This is a genomic window from Sphingobacterium allocomposti (assembly GCF_008124885.1).
GTDB classification, from domain to species: Bacteria; Bacteroidota; Bacteroidia; order Sphingobacteriales; family Sphingobacteriaceae; genus Sphingobacterium; species Sphingobacterium allocomposti.
The window spans coordinates 19,143-36,195 of the sequence record NZ_VNHX01000028.1 but is presented as its reverse complement, the minus strand read 5'-3'; the positions used below and the strand labels follow the sequence as shown (position 1 = coordinate 36,195).

Below are 17,053 nucleotides of genomic sequence, written 5' to 3'. Positions count from 1 at the left end.
TAACAAAGTAACATTATGGAGTGCGAAACAAAACAATTCAGGCAGGAGCACAAGAAGGAAATGAGAGCCGTTCAGGATTCGATGGACGTGTTGAGCGGGAAGTGGAAGATACCTATCATCTCGTCGATTTGCTTCTACAACAAAAGACGATTTTCGGATATCCTCAATGACGTGGACGGTATTTCGAATAGGATGTTAAGCAAAGAACTAAAGGAACTTGAACTGAACAAGTTAATAAAAAGAACAGTTTTAGACACACAGCCTGTCACGGTACAGTATCAACTTACAGAACATGGTCGAACGCTGAAAACCATAATCGATAATCTTACAGAATGGGGGATTGCGCACCGAAAAAAGATCATCGGGCGATAAGCCTTCGCCGATGTTCCCAATCTTAAAATAGATAAATGGCGCGCTGTCACGCCCGCAACGACGCGAAACAGGACAAAATACCCTCATCGCGGGAAGGCACGACGAAGCGATCTTCATCGCCCATACACGCTGTCTGTAACCTGTCCTGTGTATGTTGCGTTTAATGGTAACTTAATAAGAACAATTTCATTTTTACACCCGTTATATATATGTTTGTCCGTAGGCATCTACATATAAAGTGAGGAAGCGATTTCCGTAAATATGCCCATAAGCAAGAAAATACAACGTATGAAAAAATATGGTCTCTGTTTAGTATTCGTTTTAATCTATCTGTTTTCCGCGGCCCAGCAAAAGTATGAACGGGAGACAGGCATCAACAGCAGCCAGGCTCCCGACACTGCCGTTTCCTACATGGAAAAACTTTTTGGCACCGATGCCAGGGTAAGGTGGTATCGGGAAGAGAGCTTGCAGGGGATAACGGTCGAGGCGAAGACCAAGCTGGCCGAAGGTACCTATAGCGTGAAATTTGATACCACCGGTAGACTAATAGATATCGAACTGACACAGAGAGAAAAAGAGGTTTCAGATAAAGTTATGGAGCAGATTTCTTCGCATCTTGCGTCGGCATACGATAGATACAGAATCCGCAAAATCCAGGTGCAGTGGACAGGAGCACCGGAAACGCTGTATCAGCTAATAACCGGGAAGTCCGTTGAGGGCCGATACACCGTAAGGTACGAGATCGAGCATTTCGGCAGGATCAGAAGAGACTCGAAACCCTACGAATCGCTATTTGATAGCGAAGGTAAGCACATCGAGACGAAGGAGATTATCCCGCGGAGCATCAACCATTTGATTTATTAGTCTTAGTTCCAGCGCATGCGATCCATACCTTTTTTTATGCTGTTTCTTCTTGTCGTCAATTGTGCCAATGCGCAGAACCGCTTCGGTATCATGCCGCAGTTTAACGGCAGCTTTAAGGTCGGCGATCTGCTGAAGGTCAACGCCAAACTCGAAAACCGATTTATCTTCTACCAGAACCCTGCGAACGATCTAGGCGGCCGCAGCGAGTACGAGCGGACAGATATCGAACTGGTGGCCGCGGCAAGCAGGGGATACCTGAAAAATTTCGGTGTAGGCTATCTTGTCCGCCGATCCGATATCGATGGCAGGTTCCTTCACCGTTTGATACAGCAGTATAGCCTGGGTCAGAAGATCGGCGGCCTACAGTTTGCCCATCGCTTCCGCACGGATCAGACGTTCGAGAAGGACGAGGAAGTCCAATACAGGCTGCGGTACCGTATCAGCTTCGAGAAACCGCTGAGCGGTCTGCAGGTCGATCCGCGGGAATATTACCTTAAGTTTAATAATGAATACCTCGGCGTGTTACAAGCCCGCAAAACCAATCTCGAAATCCGGCTTCTCACCGCCATCGGATATAATCATTCAGAAGACGACCAGATTGAGCTCGGACTGGATTACAGGGCAGAAAACATCATCGGAAATAGTACCGAAAACCTGCTTTGGCTGACCATCGGCTGGTATCATAAATTTTAACCTTAACAAGCGGCCTGTGCACGTGCAGCGAGAAAAGAGGTCCTCCGCCGCCGGTCGGGCATGGGCATTTGGCCAATACAGCCAGCCTGTGCTTATTTCTCCTCGCTATTCGCGATTAGATAAGCCCGTACCAGCTGGCCTTGCGCGTCATCAAGTTTAGCCATCGGAATCATCCTTTTCAGGATTTTATTCCATGCTGCCGCGTCCCGCGATGCCGGATCCTTAAGCGCATGGCACTGCGTGCACCGAGAAGCGAAAATTGCCTTTCCCTCCTGTAGTTGCGCCTCATCATACCGTGCTAAAATCTGTTCCTTGCTTTCCACCGGTAAAGACATAATCACCCCACTGGCCTTTGGGAAGCAGCCTGCCAATCCAAAGACGGCAGCAGCGATACACGTGGCTATTTTAATTGTATTCGTCATTGATCCATGTATTGTTGACAGGGCGCAAAGCATCGTCAAACTTTTATCAGCAGTGAAGCCAACGTCCCGTCGCATATGTTGCGGCGAATATAGGAGAAGCAGTTTCCTTTCGGAAACGAAATGAAGCATTTAACAGAAGCTTAATACCGGCTTTATCTTTTGTTAAAGTGCCGGCAGGAAAAGTGTGCCGTCATACGATTGTGACAAATTTTACGCACGTAGATCTACCTGGATTAATATCTTTACATATCTGGAAATCATGCAACTGGATATTCGATTTAGCAGGAGGCCTTCAGCATATGCTGAAGGCCTTATTTTGTGAGCAGCTGCCCGAAAGGTTACCCGCAAAAGAAAACGGCGGCCTATTTTTTTAGCCCCTTAGAATATGTATCTCGCCCGTGTGGCCGGTGCCGCTTATCCGTAATGTCCCGCCAATAGGCAGTGTTACGGTGGGAATAGTATGGCCGAAATCTACATTGGCGATAACAGGTATGGAAGTAAGTTCATCCTTTGTTCTGATGATCTTAGTGAGCACTTCCCGCGTCATCTTGGATTCTTTTCGGAATCTGCCGATGACAATACCGGTGACCCGCCTGAAAATAGGCTGTAACAGTAGCGCCTGTAACTGGTTTTGAACATTATTGACGTCCTCGGCAGCATTGTCCTCCAGAATGTAGATCAGCGGGGTGCGGATCGTCCGCATTAAGAATGTAGTCCGTGTCCTGAAGGAAGTTGAACGTCAGTAGATTACCCCCGACGACAGTACCTTCTGCTTCGCCCTCGTTAATGATCCAATAGCCTGAATTTATGTTTTCAGTGTCGGTCCAGGGCGTATTGTAAAATATATCAGACGGTGTCAGCGTTATCGAATGGTCTTCCATGAGACACTTTCGAAAATACGTCAGTGTATAGGTGGCATCGGTGCTCGCTACTATCGCCGTGAAATGCGGACCGTAGTAGGTGACTACCCCCGTTTTGACGTATATAGCATTCAGTAAGGCAGTAACGTCGGAGAGACCGCATATAAATTTTGGATTTTCTTTAATGATCCGATAATCGATATGGGATAGTAGCAGATTGGACGTCGTACCCCCCGAGAGGGCCAAAACAGCATCTACAGAACTATCGAGAAACGCTTCATGTAGATCAGTTAATCTGCTTCTGACTGAGGCTGTTTTAAAATCGTTTACTTCTCTTATATGCTTCCCGAAACTGACTTCAAGACCTAAACTATTCAGCCGTGTAATTCCACGCTCAATAATGTCGGAAGTTAGCTTTGGAAGTACGCTATTGGCCGGCGCGATTATCCGTACATGCCCGCCGCCGTATAATTTCTTAGGTATCATAAAAAACCATTATGAGCTGTACGCTCATGCCGCGAGAGGTCATCTAGGTTGAAACGGCGCATCCGGATAAAGGTTTTCCATATCTTCAAATCAGGTGTAAAATATACGTTATGCACATCCGTGCTGCCCACTGTCTGGAGATCGGGTAGACGTAAAGCACAAAAGCCATCATCGCCGGGGAGGCACGACGAACCGATCCTCCTATTTCCACAGCCGCCTCGTCTCCAGAAAGAGTTCAATCTGGTTAATTACGGCGGGCAGCTTCTTGAGTACATCCTGCGACCAGAAACGGAATACCGTATAGCCCATGTCGCGCAGGGCACGGTTTGCCTCTTCATCGCGCCTCATGTTGTGTTCTATTTTATTAATCCAGAAAAGCCGATTCGATTTGATGCGATCTCTGTTATCTTTCCATTCGAAGCCGTGCCAGAACTCGCCGTCGACGAAGATAGCCAGCTTATATTTCTTGATCACGATATCGGGACGGCCGGGGAGCGACGTATCGTGCAGCCGGAAACGGATACCGTTTGCCCATAATGCCCGACGCAGTACCATCTCCGGCTTCGAGTTCTTTCCTTTGATGCGGGACATATTGTAGCTACGCTGCTTACTAGTGTGGTAGCAGCCTGCCGACTCCTCAAAGCTCGGAGCCTCGATCTCTTGTTCATCCTTTTCGTTGTCCTGCATAAAAAAAATTTGCCCGTACGCCTCTTTTTTAGGAGAACAGACACCAATCCCATTTGTTCTGTGTCATCTGCAGAACCCTAAATACGTAAGCTCCTGAGACGGGGAGCCTCAGGAGCTTTACATAACTAACTAACTAACCAAACATAAACCTTTATGAACTAATAAGATAACGCGTTTATGTCGTGTTTAGTTTTAAATTGTGCTGACTTAACATTTCTTAACATACGTGTGGCATACGCGCCCATGTCCGTTGCGATAGATCATTGTCCATAAAGGTCATTGCAATCTCCTATAGCAACGGTGTTACTTACATTTTTTATAGTTCCGTACAATGGGTTGCCGATACGCGCAATTCGTATTTTCCGCATTACTTTTGTACTGTAATCTAAGTTTTAACGCTATATGAGAACACTAATCATCGTCATCCACCCCGATATGGACAATTCCGTAATTAACAAACGATGGGTTGCCGAACTCAACAAACACCCCGATAAATACCACGTCCATCAATTGCATCAGGTTTATCCGGATGAAAAAATAGATGTCGAAGCGGAACAAAAACTGATTGAACAATACGATAAAATCGTGTTCCAGTTTCCTTTCTACTGGTTTAATTGCCCACCGTTGTTCAAGAAATGGCTGGATGAGGTCCTCACCTACGGGTGGGCATATGGCAGCAAGAGCGGCTATAAGGTGGGCGGAAAGAAGATAGCCTTAGCTGTTACGGCCGGAGTCGATGAGCACGAGTATAGCGCCGCGGAAAAGTATAAATATACCATGGACGAATTGCTCCGGCCTTTCGAACTGTCGTTTGAATATGTAAAAGCCGATTATAGGCCATTCTTCGCTTACTATGGGATCGAGCTGAACACGACACCGGAGTGGATTGAAAAAAGTGTGCCTGCCTACCTAAACTTTCTGGATAACCTCTGAGCGCTGCTTTGGCAGTCGAAGCCTGGTGCACCGGTTACATGAAGCCCAGTCACACATGTCGCAGCGGTGTCGTCCAAAAAACGGTAGGGACGGCGTCATCGCGCGGAGGAACGACGACGCGATCTTTCCGCATAGAATCGACGTGCCCGCTATCCAATCTTAACTGAGCCGCACAAGAAAGTAGTTTGAGCCATACAGGAAAGTTAGTCCGGTATTTGTTGAATACATTTGTATCAGAATAAATTAAAGAGGTTAACTATGAATATTGTTATGACTGGCGCTACTTCCGGCATAGGCGCAGAAGCCTTAAAATACTTTGCCAAACTGTCTGACACTAAAGTGTATGTGGGCGCCCGTGGAAGCGGACGTATAGTACCGCAAGGGACGGCAGTTCTTCCGCTTGAGCTTTCGTCTTTAAAAAGTGTTCGCTCTTTTGCAGACCATATAAAGCAACGGCTAGGAGATTCCAAAATCGACGTACTGATTCTGAATGCGGCTATTCGGGCAACGGATAATACGCAGCGTAGCGAAGAAGGCTTTCAGCTAACATTCGCGACGAATCACCTCGCACACTATTTGTTAGCAAGGTTGCTATGGCCGGTTATGGCAACAGGGGGCCGGGTTGTCATCACGACAAGCGATACGCACGATCCCGCCATTGTTCCGTTTGGACCGAAGACCTTAAACCCACAGGAGTTGGCCTATCCTAATGAAAACAGTCCCAAAGGAATGCGATTTTATGCGGCGACAAAGCTATGCAATCTTCTTACGGCATGTTCGCTCTCGGCTATAAGCGCAAAAGATGGACGAGATATCCGGGTTATTGCCTTTAACCCCGGGCTGACAGGTGGTACTTCGTTAATGGGTAAGCAATCGGCCTTTATGAAAGTCATGATCAAAGCTTTCATACGGCCCGTATTGTCTGTAGTGAGTATACTTGTGCCATTTTTATTCGTAGGTAGACCAGAGCATGCGGGCGAAACGCTGGCGGCACTCGCATTGGGGAAAGTTACGCCGCCGGCAGATAAAGTGTACGCATCGTTGGTACGCGGAAAACTCACCTATCCCGACCCTTCTAAGCTTGCTCAAAACAGTGACGTAAGGGATTTGTTATGGAAAGAGAGTGCAGCAATGGTCAACCTGCCGGAGGAGTAAATTAAGGGATATTATGGAGAGCAATTTAAATAAAATACCACCTGAAGCATTTGTTTTTACTATAGGTGCGGAAAAGAAAAAAGAGTCAGATCGTTTTCTCTCCGAAAGCATTCTCGCCATGCAGCTATCGGGACGACTAACCCTCGAAACGAATACGGAAAAAATAGTAATGACCCCGGGTGATATATTGTTGGTGTGTAAGCACCAATTTGTGAAAGTAACGAAAACCCCGGTAGACAATGAAAACCAAGAAGCCGTTCTGTTAACGCTGAAGGAAGATATTCTAAGAAATTATGCGTTGGAAAATCAGATCGACAATAACGGAAAATATAACGGACAATTGAATATACCTATCCCCGACAATGCGTTTCTGAAGGGTTTCTTCAGTTCCTTAATTCCATATACGCAGAACCATAAAAATGTCGGTACGCCGTTAAGCACGATAAAAGTCAAAGAGGCCATTCAGCTTTTACTGTTTATAAAACCGGAACTTAAAAAGGTCCTTTTCGATTTTTCCGAACCCCATAAGATCGATCTGGAAAAATTTATGTTATCGAATTACAAATTCAACGTGCCTATCGAGAGTTTTGCAAAATTGACGGGTAGAAGCCTTGCCGGTTTTAAGCGTGATTTCCAGCGAACCTTCGGCGTTCCTCCCCGGCAATGGCTGCAAATGAAACGGCTGGAAGAAGCGTATTATCAAATAGAAGAACATCACAAAAAGCCATCTTCTATTTATTTAGAATTAGGGTTTGAAAGCTTATCCCATTTTTCTGATTCGTTTAAGAAAATGTTTGGAATACCGCCGACCAGACTTCTGGGTAAGAAATAGTACACTTTCCTATAAATCCGTATAGCTTTCAACTGCACCTAAATGACTAGAAAAATAGCAATCGCATTTTTGACCGTAACCTTGTCAATTTGCTTTTATACAATAGCACAAAAATCCGATCGCAGCAAAAAAGAAACGCCTATTGGTAACCCGGAGCTTCCTTCCATACTTCCGCCGGAGCAATGGAAAGGCAACGGCGTTGATCAGAAGGGGCGGTTTAGCAATTTAGAACACCCCTACACGCCGACCTTTTCCTCGATTTGGAGAATGTCGACAGCGAAAAATCCACAAAGAGCACAAAAAAAAGCGGACACATTTCAGTTGCCCGTTATAGAAGACCTCCGCTTTTTAGGAAATAAAGAAGACGTGATTGTATGGCTAGGGCACGCTACATTCTTTATCCGTATCAACGGTATATCTATCGTTACAGATCCTGTATTTAAAAACGTAAGTTTTACAAAGCGCAAAAGCACGCTACCGTTTGATGAAAATCTTTTGAAGAACATAGATTACATATTAATAAGCCACGATCATCGAGACCACCTCGATAAAAGGAGCTTACGGCTGTTGGCGAAGAATAACCCGCAGGCAGAAATTCTTTCAGGTTTGAAAATGGATGACTGGTTTGATAAAATGCTATGCTCGCCCAAAATGCAGCTTGCCGGCTGGTACCAGCAGTATAAAACGGATATGTCTAAAGTTAAAATATATTTTTTACCGGCTAGACATTGGAGCAGTAGATATCTGGCAGACGCCAATAAACATCTTTGGGGAAGCTTCGTAATTCAGTCTGGAGAAACTACTATATATTTTAGTGGGGATACAGGATACGATAGTCATCTAAAAGAAATCGGATCACTCTTTGGTGAAATAGATATCTGTATTATCGGTATAGGGGCCTACCAGCCGGTATGGTTTATGTCTCCTAACCACGTGTCTCCTATGGATGCTATAAAAGCTTCAAACGAAATGCGCGCAAAAAAAATTATTCCTATGCACTATGGGACATTTGATTTAAGCGATGAACCGCTTGGAGAACCAATTGAAATTTTAAAGGAGGAAAAGCTAAAAGGAATATTGGAAGCGGAATTGATCGATTTGAAAGTTGGAGAAAATTATTACTTCGGGTCCAGAGGATAAGTGTATGTAAATATTTTAGAAAAAGCAGCCAGTGGAAATGTTTAAGATTTTTGGACCATGATGATGCTTCCCGCAGAAAAGCCCACCCCCCCAGCTACATAACTACGGCGGTCAACCGCCGATGAGAGGCTGCCCCACCTAAAATGCACGGGAAAATTCCATATACAGGCGAATCTGAAAAAAAAAATCATGCATTGTGCATTTTTGTGCGCTTTATATAATTTTTTTTGTAGATTCACAGATGATAAGTAGACTTATAGTGCCAGACGATGTGTTTTATGTCGTTTGTATGCTGTTCTATAGCAGATCATAGTCTACCACAAGATAGCTAACCAGAAGTCTAAGCCTACGCCCGAGGGAGTTTCATGAATGGATGATGACGTTTAGACATTCAAATATATAATCGATGTATACTATGTACAGAATACTACAGTGTATGTTTTCGGCGCTGGTCTGTTTTGGGCTTAATAGCTCGTTATGCGCGCAGGAAAACTTAACCGATCTGACAGCTTATCCTTTTCCTTCCGAACTGGGCGCAGCCTCCACAGGTAACCGTATCGTTGTTGCTATCAACAAACAGGGAGCCCGTAATCTGTACGTGGCTGAAGGGCCCTTATTTTCCCTGCGGAAATTGACAGATTACGAGGACGATCTGGGCGATGAAATCACCAGCGTCAGGCTCTCTGCGGACGGCCGCTGGGTCGTATACGTCAAGGGCGGAGACCACGGAGGGCCAAATTCAAGCACGCCGCGGAATCCGGCGTCCCTGCCGGGAGGCACCAAAGTGCAGCTGTGGAGCGTGCCATTCGAAGGGGGCGAACCACGGCTGTTATCGGATGGGGACGACCCTGTTATAGCGCCTTCGGGCGATCGCGTGGCATTTGTACGACAGGGGCAGGTGTGGATAGCGCCAATCGACGGATCCGGAAAGGCAGAGCAGCTGTTTTACGCGCGCGGACGCAGCAGCTCCATGCAGTGGTCGCCCGATGGCCGGTACATGGCCTTTGTGTCGTCGCGTGGAGCACATGCCCTCGTGGGGGTATACCGCGGACAGGATAGGCCCATCGCGTGGATGGCCCCCGGGTATGCCAGGGATAGCTCGCCACGCTGGTCGCCGGACGGTAGCCGTATAGCCTTTGTCCGTCAGGATGCATATGGCGGCGCTCCGGACTCGCTGTTGGCGGCAGGACGTCATCCCTGGGCTATATGGACGGCCGATGTCTCTACAGGCGAGGGCCGGTTGCTTTGGCAGTCGGCCGACACCCCCGAGGATAATGTGCCAACGACACACGGCGGCACGAACCTGCGGTGGACAGCCAAAAATCGCATCGTGTTTCTGTCCTATCAGGACGGCTGGCCTCACCTTTACAGTATTGCAGATAGCGGAGGCGAACCGCTGCTCCTCACTCCGGGAAAATTCATGGTGGAGCATGTCTCGGTTTCGCCGGACGGAGCCTCGCTGCTGGGAAGTGCCAACACAGGGCCCGACGACGACGACATCGACCGCCGTCATCTTATCCGCGTTTCGGTCGATAAAGCAGATATGAAGGTGCTAACCCCCGGCGTGGGAATCGAAACATTTCCAGTGGTAACGGGCGATGGGAAACACCTTGTATTTCTCAGCGCGACGGCGACGCGCCCGACACTGGCAGCGGTACTCCCATGGCCGCGGGCCGCGGGAAATCCTTTGCTGCTTGGCGAAGAACTGATTCCTGAACCACTTCGTAAGGCTGACCTGGTAACACCCTCCCGTGTCGAATTTAAAGCGGCTGACGGCAACACCGTTTATGGGCAGCTATTTGAGCCCAAGGGGAATGCCAAGACGAAGAGGCCGGCGGTCGTATTTATCCATGGCGGGCCGCAGCGGCAGATGCTATTGGGCTGGCATTACGGCGATTACTATGCAAATGCCTATGCTCTTAACCAATATCTGGTAAGTAAGGGATTTGTAGTGCTGTCGGTCAACTACCGGCTGGGCATAGGTTACGGATATGATTTCCATAAGCCGCTGTTTGCGGGGCAGTACGGTGCATCTGAATACCAGGATATTAAGGCCGCAGGCGAATGGCTGTCGGCACTTCCACAGGTAGATGCCGATCGGATAGGTGTGTTCGGAGGGTCGTACGGCGGATTTCTGACGGCGCTGGCGTTGGGTAAAGATTCAGATTTGTTTGCCGCGGGAGTCGATATCCATGGCGTCCATAATTTTATGGGCAGAGTCTCTATGTCGGATGCAGAGCCGGCTCCCGATGCACACAAGGCAATGGAACAGGCCCGCCTCTCATCTCCCGTATCGTATGTCGATACATGGAAATCGCCGGTGCTTTTTATTCATGGCGACGACGATGCCAATGTAGATTTTGAACAGACTATCGATTTGCTGAACCGCGTCAAGAAAAAAGGAATTCCATTCGAGTCGCTGATGATCCCGGATGAAACGCACCATTGGATGAAATATGAAAATCAGGTCCGCGTAGGGCAGGCTACAGCCGATTTTTTAGAGAAATACCTGATCCGGTAGACAGGAAAGAAAATAGCAGTATAACATAAATAGAAGACATTGGAAACAGCAATTATTTTGACGACAGGTTTGTTGGACACAGGCGATGCAAAGACGGCCCACGGTTTGATTAGAACGAGTGAACGCTATCGTATTGTAGGTGTCGTTGACGATCGGCATGCGGGTCGTGATGCAGGTCAGGTAATCGATGGCGCCCCGCGTAATATACCGGTGGTGGCAACCATAGAAGAGGCCATGGCTTTCAGGCCAGCATGGTGTATAGTGGGCGTTGCGACAATGGGTGGGAAGTTTCCCGACCGGATGTTGGCAGATGTCCGTATAGCGTTGGCAAATGGGATTTCTATAGTGAATGGCTTACATGATTGTTTGAGCGACCGCCCCGAAATGGTCTTATTGGCCCAAGAGAATAAGGCGAAGTTAGTAGACATCCGCAAGCCTAAAGGTTTCAGCGAATTGCATTTTTGGTCAGGAGAGGTGCTAAATATCGATACGCCTGTGTTGGCGGTGATAGGAACAGATTGTGCGTTGGGGAAACGGACTGCTTGTAAAATGCTGACAAGCTTAGCAGCAGAGGCCGGTATCCGGGCAGAAATGATTTATACCGGCCAGACCGGCTGGCTCCAAGGCGGGAGATACGGATTTATATTTGACTCTACGCTCAATGATTTTGTCTCGGGCGAGTTGGAGCATGCCATTTTGCAGTGTGTGCGTGAGCAAAATCCAGATCTGATACTCCTGGAAGGGCAATCTGCCCTTCGTAATCCAAGCGGACCTGCTGGTGCGGAGCTGATCCGATCGGGAGCTGCTAAGCAGGTTGTATTGGTTCATGCACCGAAACGCAAGCATTATGAACACACGCCCGAATGGGGCGAGATACCGTCTGTCACTTCCGAAATTGAGCTGATTGCAGCCTACGGCGCAAAAGTTGTTGCTATTGCCATTAATACGGAGGGGTGTTCATATGACGAGGCGAACGTATTTCAACGTGAATATCAGCAGCAATTCGGAATTCCGGTTAGCTTGCCTTTGTCGGATGGTTGCAGACCTATACTTCCTGTGCTGAAGCGGTTGGTCGGGAAGGAAGATTTGAGATGAAAATAAAAGGAATAAATGCATATAAGAAGTCTTTGCCGCTAAAAAAGCCTTACACTATTGCGCGGACCGTTGTATCGAGTGTAGAGATCGTCTTTCTTGAAATTGTTTTGGAGAACGGGATGGTCGGGCTTGGTTCATCGAGCACCGATGAAGACGTGGTAGGAGAAAATGCCGACCACACGCTGGCGGACCTAACACAGGACGGAGCGGCACTGTTGGTAGGGAAGAATATTCAAAGTTTTTTTGGGCTGATCCAGGAAGCCCGCCGGCGCTATCCTTTACATCCGGGAACACAAGCTGCCATCGATCTGGCCTTGCATGACGCTTTTGGTAAGTGGGCAGGCGTCGCCGTGGTCGATTTCTATGGAAGGCATCACACGGAGCTCCCCACGTCGGTAACGATAGGTATTAAAGGTGTCGCCGAAACCCTGTCGGAAGCTAAGGGGTACAAAGAACTCGGATTTAAGGTGCTGAAGGTGAAAACCGGACTTGATGTCGCCGAAGATGTGGAACGCATATATAAATTGCGGGAGACATTCGGTACACATTTCATTATCCGCGTGGATGCCAATACCGGATACGGCATTCCTGAGATTCTGGATTTCGCCGAACAGACGAAAACACTACATGTGGAATTGATTGAACAACCGCTTCCCCCGGGAAATGAAGATGCTATCCGTGCGCTTCCGGAGTCGATCCGCGGGAAACTTGCTGCAGACGAATCATTGAAGAACACGCGGTCAGCGATTGAACTCTGTGAAGGGCTGCCTTATGGAATCTTTAACATCAAACTGATGAAGTGTGGGGGGATCGCCGCTGCCCTGGAAATCGCGACGGTGGCCCGCCAGTTTGATGTCCGGTTGTTTTGGGGCTGCAACGACGAAAGTATTGCTAGCATAACTGGGGCATTGCATGCAGCATTCGCTTGTCCGCATACGCAATACATTGATTTGGACGGTAGTTTGGACCTTGCCGAAGACTTTGTGGAAGGTGGATTTATACTGAAAGAGGGAATGATGCGTTTACCCGAGGCTCCGGGTTTGGGATTACGTCACATAATGTAAACAATCTGGGCATGGAAGCAAAGGAGAATTTAAGACGTAGTGTAGGAGGCTTTTCAGCCGTCATGCTTGTTGTGAGCGCCGTTGTGGGTTCAGGGGTTTTCAAAAAAATAGTACCTATGGCCGACAGTCTGCACGACGATGTGTTGATCCTGGCCTGCTGGATAGTGGCGGGGCTGTTAAGTATGATCGGCGCCTTGTGTACAGCTGAACTTGCTGCCATGATGCCCGGGTCGGGTGGGGAATATGTCTATTTCAGAAAAATCTATGGGCATTTCTTCGCCTTTCTGTACGGTTGGGCCAGCCTGGTAGTCATGCGTTCTGCAACCATTGCGGCACTGGCATTCGTTTTTGCACAGTCGTTCTATGCGCTGCTTCCAGATGCTTTGATCACGGGTTGGGGGGTGCCAACACTTGTGGTAAAGATCTTTGCGTCGCTCCTGGTTGTGGTTCTCAGCCTGATCAATCTCCGTGGCCTATCGCTGGGAGCCTCGCTTAGCCGTGTGTTCATCATCGGTATTATCGCGGCGATGTTCATTTTTATTGGTTATGCCTATCTTGTATACGATGCGGAGACAACGACTGCAACAGTTGTCACAGGGTCAACACCGCCAGCTGCGGGCGGGGGATCCGGATGGTTGACAGCTTTGTTCGGAGCGTCATTGGCCGCGTTTTGGGGGTATGAAGGCTGGAACAACGTCGCTTACATCGGCGAGGAAGTTAAACATCCACAGAGAAATATTCCGATTGCATTGATTGTAGGGACAGGTATTGTTATCGTTCTGTATTTGTTGATGCACCTCGCTTATCTGCGTATTATGCCGGTTGAATCCTATGCCGCGATGATGGAAACTCCCGAGAAGATAGCGGCAGTCGAAGCCGCATCCGTCATGAGCGGACCTGTCGGAGGCACTATATTATCAGTACTTATCCTTTGCAGCACCTTTAATTGTACAAATAGCACCATCTTACTGTCCTCAAGAATATTCTATGCACTGAGCAAAGACCGATTGTTTTTCGGTTTTGCCTCCAAAGTGCATCCGCGCTTCCATACTCCTGCAAATGCCATCCTGCTACAATGTGCCTGGTCCTGCCTCATGATCTGGATGGGATCCTTTGATCAATTAACCGATCTACTGGTTTTTGCGGCCTTTATATTTTATGGCGCGACAGCATGGGCTGTCATCGTGATGCGCCGGAAAGCCCCAGGTATGGAACGTCCGTACCGGACACTGGGTTATCCAGTGTTGCCTGCTGTTTTCCTAATTTTTTGTTTCGCCCTGGTTGTCATCACCATTGCTGGAAACCCGCTGCGCTCCCTTATGGGAGTAGGACTTATTGCTTCGGGCATTCCTTTGTATTATCACTTTATAAAAAAATGATTAAATCATGAGTTCTTTAAGTCGTTTTGCTCTCGTCTTCCTGATGTCTGTCTCTGTGGTTTTTGCGCAGCAGCCCACCGTTCCACCGGGACTGGATGGATATGTTCATCGGGTTTTGAAAGAATTTAATGTTCCGGGTATCGGTCTCGGGATCGTGAAGGACGGCAAAGTGGTCCTTGCGAAAGGCTATGGCGTGAAGAAGCTGGGCGATCCAGATCCGGTAGACGAACACACGCTCTTCAATATTGCTTCCAACAGCAAGGCGTTTACCGGTACGGCGCTGGCCATGTTGGTGGAAGAGGGGAAGCTGGACTGGGACGATCCGGTAATTAAATACCTGCCTTATCTTGAGTTTGCTGACGAATATGTAACCCGGCATTTAACTGTCCGCGACCTTTTGGTTCACCACAGCGGACTACCCGCTTATGCGAACGACTTCCTGCTGTTTCCTCCATCAACGTTTACACGGAAGGAACTGTTGCAGAAACTCAAAGATGTTCCGCTGAAGCACGACTTCCGCTCGATCTACGCATATGATAATATTTTATATGTAGCGGCGGGCGAAGTGGTAGAGGCAGTGTCCGGAATAGCTTGGGAAGATTTTATAAAAACGCGGATTTTCGACCGGGTTGGAATGAATAGATCGATTTCCCGATACAGCGCACTGAAGGATCAGAAAAACGTGGCCTATGCGCATGTTTACCGCGACGGGAAGCTTGAGGTGCGCGAAAGGTTTTTCGAGACCAATATAGGTGATAACGGAAATCCGGCCGGAGGAATCGCTTCTTCGGCGGCAGATATGTCCCGTTGGCTGATTACACAGCTGGACTCGGGGCGAACGCCCGACAACCGGCGAATCTTCACCGGGGCGGCAACCGAAGAGCTTTGGAAGATCGTACGCCCGATGCCCGTCAGCAAGGAGCCTGCGTGGCTCAAAGCGAATCAAAAGAACTTTTGGGGATATGGACTTGGCTTCCGTTCCTACGACTACAGAGGGGTGAAAGTTGTCGGGCACGGTGGACTGCTGACCGGCTTTGTGTCGCAGATAGCGATGATTCCCGAACATAATCTTGGAGTTGTAGTGCTTACCAATCAGCTTTCTTCAGGAGCCTATTGGTCTATTATCAACCATATCGTCGATCATTTCGTCGGTAATGAGCCGTTTGATTGGATAGCCGGCTATAAAAAGGAGTACGACAGCTCGCTAAGCCGGCAGCAGAAGGCGGGGAGAGAAGACAGCGCTGTCGTCGCAGATCCGTCGTGGAAAAGAACCGTGCCATTAACTGACTATGTCGGTGTATACAAGGATAAACTGGCCGGTCGTGCCATAATTACGCTGGTGGACGATACGGCGTTGCGGATCGACTTCCCGAAAGTCCCTCACTACAGCGGCCGGCTGCGTTATTTTCATGGCGATCAGTTTCGTCTTGTGTACGATAACACCGAACGTGGTGAGGGGCCTTTTCTAACATTTTTGTTCAATGCAGATAAATCTATTTACGAAGGCCGCTTTGTTACAGAGCGGGCAGATGAGCGGAATGAGTGGGCGGATATCGTGTTAAGGCCCGATAAGGACGCTATCTTGGACACCGCGATGCTGCAAAAACGCATTGCCAAGCTTTTTGCGCAATATCCGAAAGGCCGCTTTGCCTATGCGATGGTAGATATGCAGACCGGCGAGCAGCTGCTGCACCGTGCAACCGAAACGTTTCATGCGGCCAGCACGATGAAGACTCCCGTGATGATCGAGGTCTTCCGGCAGGCCGCCGCCGGGAAGTTCCGTCTAACAGACTCGATTACGGTGTATAACGAGTTCCGTAGTATCGTCGACAACAGCACATACGCCTTGCCGGTCGATACCGATAGCGAAGGCGATCTGTATGCCCGCATCGGAACCAAACTCACCTGGTACGATCTGGTATACCGCATGATAACCGAGAGCAGCAATCTGGCAACAAATATTCTTATCGACAGGGTGGGCGCCAAGAATATCATGAAAACCATGAAGTCCCTCGGATTGAAGGATATTCAGGTGCTTCGGGGGGTGGAAGATACCAAAGCCTTTGAGAAAGGGTTGAACAACACGACGACCGCGTATGACCTGATGCTGCTTTTCAAACAGCTAGCGGAAGGTAAGGCCGTGAGCCCGGCTTCCAGCGAAGCAATGATCGCTATCCTTAAAGATCAGCATTTCCGGTCGATGATCCCCGCACGTCTGCCGAAGGATGTCCGCGTTGCGCACAAAACGGGATCCATAGCCGGCATACGCCATGATTCCGGTATCGTTTATCTGCCCGATGGCCGTGCATATGTGTTGGTGTTGCTTTCGGGAGAATTGGAAGATTCCGACGCGCGTGATGCTCTTGCGGCAATGTCTCGTGTTTTTTACGATTATATGCGTGGTAAAAATGAATAATTTCCTTCTTTTTGCAGGGTGTTGTGGTTTTTGTTAAGTTTTTAGAGTTATTTTTTGTGTATTTTATCGTGTTTTTAGATTTTGTTGTTTAAAAAACGCAAAAACACTTTTAATTTTTGTATTTATTTGTTATT

General features: G+C 48.2%; 16 protein-coding genes. 12 read left to right on the top strand and 4 right to left on the bottom strand.

Features of this window, described 5'->3' with window-relative positions:
- The first annotated feature begins 15 nt into the window (after nucleotides 1-15).
- The 3 genes from BC792_RS16410 (at nucleotide 16) to BC792_RS16400 (ending at nucleotide 1,929) form a co-directional block, all read left to right on the top strand.
- Nucleotides 16-372 (top strand): winged helix-turn-helix transcriptional regulator, encoded by a 357-nt coding sequence (locus BC792_RS16410; RefSeq protein WP_148910102.1) that lies wholly within the window; start codon nucleotides 16-18, stop codon nucleotides 370-372.
- Nucleotides 373-660: 288 nt separating this feature from the next.
- A complete protein-coding gene (locus tag BC792_RS16405) occupies nucleotides 661-1,236 on the top strand; it encodes a hypothetical protein (RefSeq protein WP_148910101.1) in 576 nt (191 codons plus the stop codon).
- Between the two features lie 36 nt (nucleotides 1,237-1,272).
- Nucleotides 1,273-1,929 carry a DUF2490 domain-containing protein gene (locus tag BC792_RS16400; RefSeq protein ID WP_170250063.1) on the top strand — a complete coding sequence of 219 codons (657 nt, stop codon included), beginning with the start codon at nucleotides 1,273-1,275 and terminating at the stop codon, nucleotides 1,927-1,929.
- A 92-nt stretch (nucleotides 1,930-2,021) separates the two neighbouring features.
- Here BC792_RS16400 and BC792_RS16395 read toward each other — a convergent pair whose 3' ends face one another.
- The 4 genes from BC792_RS16395 to BC792_RS16380 form a co-directional block, all read right to left on the bottom strand.
- Nucleotides 2,022-2,351, bottom strand: coding sequence for a hypothetical protein (locus BC792_RS16395; protein WP_148910099.1), 330 nt, complete (start codon nucleotides 2,349-2,351; stop codon nucleotides 2,022-2,024).
- 370 nt (nucleotides 2,352-2,721) lie between these two features.
- Entirely contained in the window at nucleotides 2,722-3,054 is a 333-nt protein-coding gene (locus BC792_RS16390; protein ID WP_148910098.1) for a S66 peptidase family protein, read from the bottom strand.
- Nucleotides 2,990-3,697, bottom strand: coding sequence for an LD-carboxypeptidase (locus BC792_RS16385; protein WP_148910097.1), 708 nt, complete (start codon nucleotides 3,695-3,697; stop codon nucleotides 2,990-2,992). The genes BC792_RS16390 and BC792_RS16385 overlap by 65 nt, the downstream gene beginning before the upstream one ends.
- A gap of 201 nt (nucleotides 3,698-3,898) precedes the next feature.
- The gene (locus tag BC792_RS16380) at nucleotides 3,899-4,384 is read right to left on the bottom strand and encodes a very short patch repair endonuclease (RefSeq protein WP_148910096.1); all 486 of its coding nucleotides are present in this window, start codon (nucleotides 4,382-4,384) and stop codon (nucleotides 3,899-3,901) included.
- A 402-nt stretch (nucleotides 4,385-4,786) separates the two neighbouring features.
- Here BC792_RS16380 and BC792_RS16375 point away from each other — a divergent pair, with 402 nt between their 5' ends.
- From BC792_RS16375 to BC792_RS16335, 9 genes are all read left to right on the top strand, one after another.
- Nucleotides 4,787-5,317: an NAD(P)H-dependent oxidoreductase gene (locus BC792_RS16375; protein ID WP_148910095.1), complete on the top strand. Its 531-nt coding sequence runs from the start codon at nucleotides 4,787-4,789 to the stop codon at nucleotides 5,315-5,317.
- A gap of 258 nt (nucleotides 5,318-5,575) precedes the next feature.
- Nucleotides 5,576-6,472, top strand: coding sequence for an SDR family NAD(P)-dependent oxidoreductase (locus tag BC792_RS16370; protein WP_148910094.1), 897 nt, complete (start codon nucleotides 5,576-5,578; stop codon nucleotides 6,470-6,472).
- A 13-nt stretch (nucleotides 6,473-6,485) separates the two neighbouring features.
- Nucleotides 6,486-7,304: a helix-turn-helix domain-containing protein gene (locus BC792_RS16365; RefSeq protein ID WP_148910093.1), complete on the top strand. Its 819-nt coding sequence runs from the start codon at nucleotides 6,486-6,488 to the stop codon at nucleotides 7,302-7,304.
- Between the two features lie 42 nt (nucleotides 7,305-7,346).
- Entirely contained in the window at nucleotides 7,347-8,444 is a 1,098-nt protein-coding gene (locus BC792_RS16360; protein WP_148910092.1) for an MBL fold metallo-hydrolase, read from the top strand.
- Nucleotides 8,445-8,859: 415 nt separating this feature from the next.
- On the top strand, nucleotides 8,860-10,965 hold the full coding sequence (locus tag BC792_RS16355) for a S9 family peptidase (RefSeq protein ID WP_246155157.1): 2,106 nt from the start codon (nucleotides 8,860-8,862) through the stop codon (nucleotides 10,963-10,965).
- 39 nt (nucleotides 10,966-11,004) lie between these two features.
- The gene (locus tag BC792_RS16350; protein WP_148910090.1) at nucleotides 11,005-12,060 is read left to right on the top strand and encodes an N-acetyltransferase DgcN family protein; all 1,056 of its coding nucleotides are present in this window, start codon (nucleotides 11,005-11,007) and stop codon (nucleotides 12,058-12,060) included.
- Entirely contained in the window at nucleotides 12,057-13,124 is a 1,068-nt protein-coding gene (locus BC792_RS16345; RefSeq protein WP_148910089.1) for a mandelate racemase/muconate lactonizing enzyme family protein, read from the top strand. The genes BC792_RS16350 and BC792_RS16345 overlap by 4 nt, the downstream gene beginning before the upstream one ends.
- Before the next feature lie 11 nt (nucleotides 13,125-13,135).
- Nucleotides 13,136-14,503, top strand: a complete 1,368-nt coding sequence (locus BC792_RS16340) for an APC family permease (RefSeq protein WP_148910088.1) — start codon at nucleotides 13,136-13,138, stop codon at nucleotides 14,501-14,503.
- Nucleotides 14,504-14,510: 7 nt separating this feature from the next.
- Nucleotides 14,511-16,919, top strand: coding sequence for a serine hydrolase (locus BC792_RS16335; protein ID WP_148910087.1), 2,409 nt, complete (start codon nucleotides 14,511-14,513; stop codon nucleotides 16,917-16,919).
- Nucleotides 16,920-17,053 lie beyond the last annotated feature (134 nt).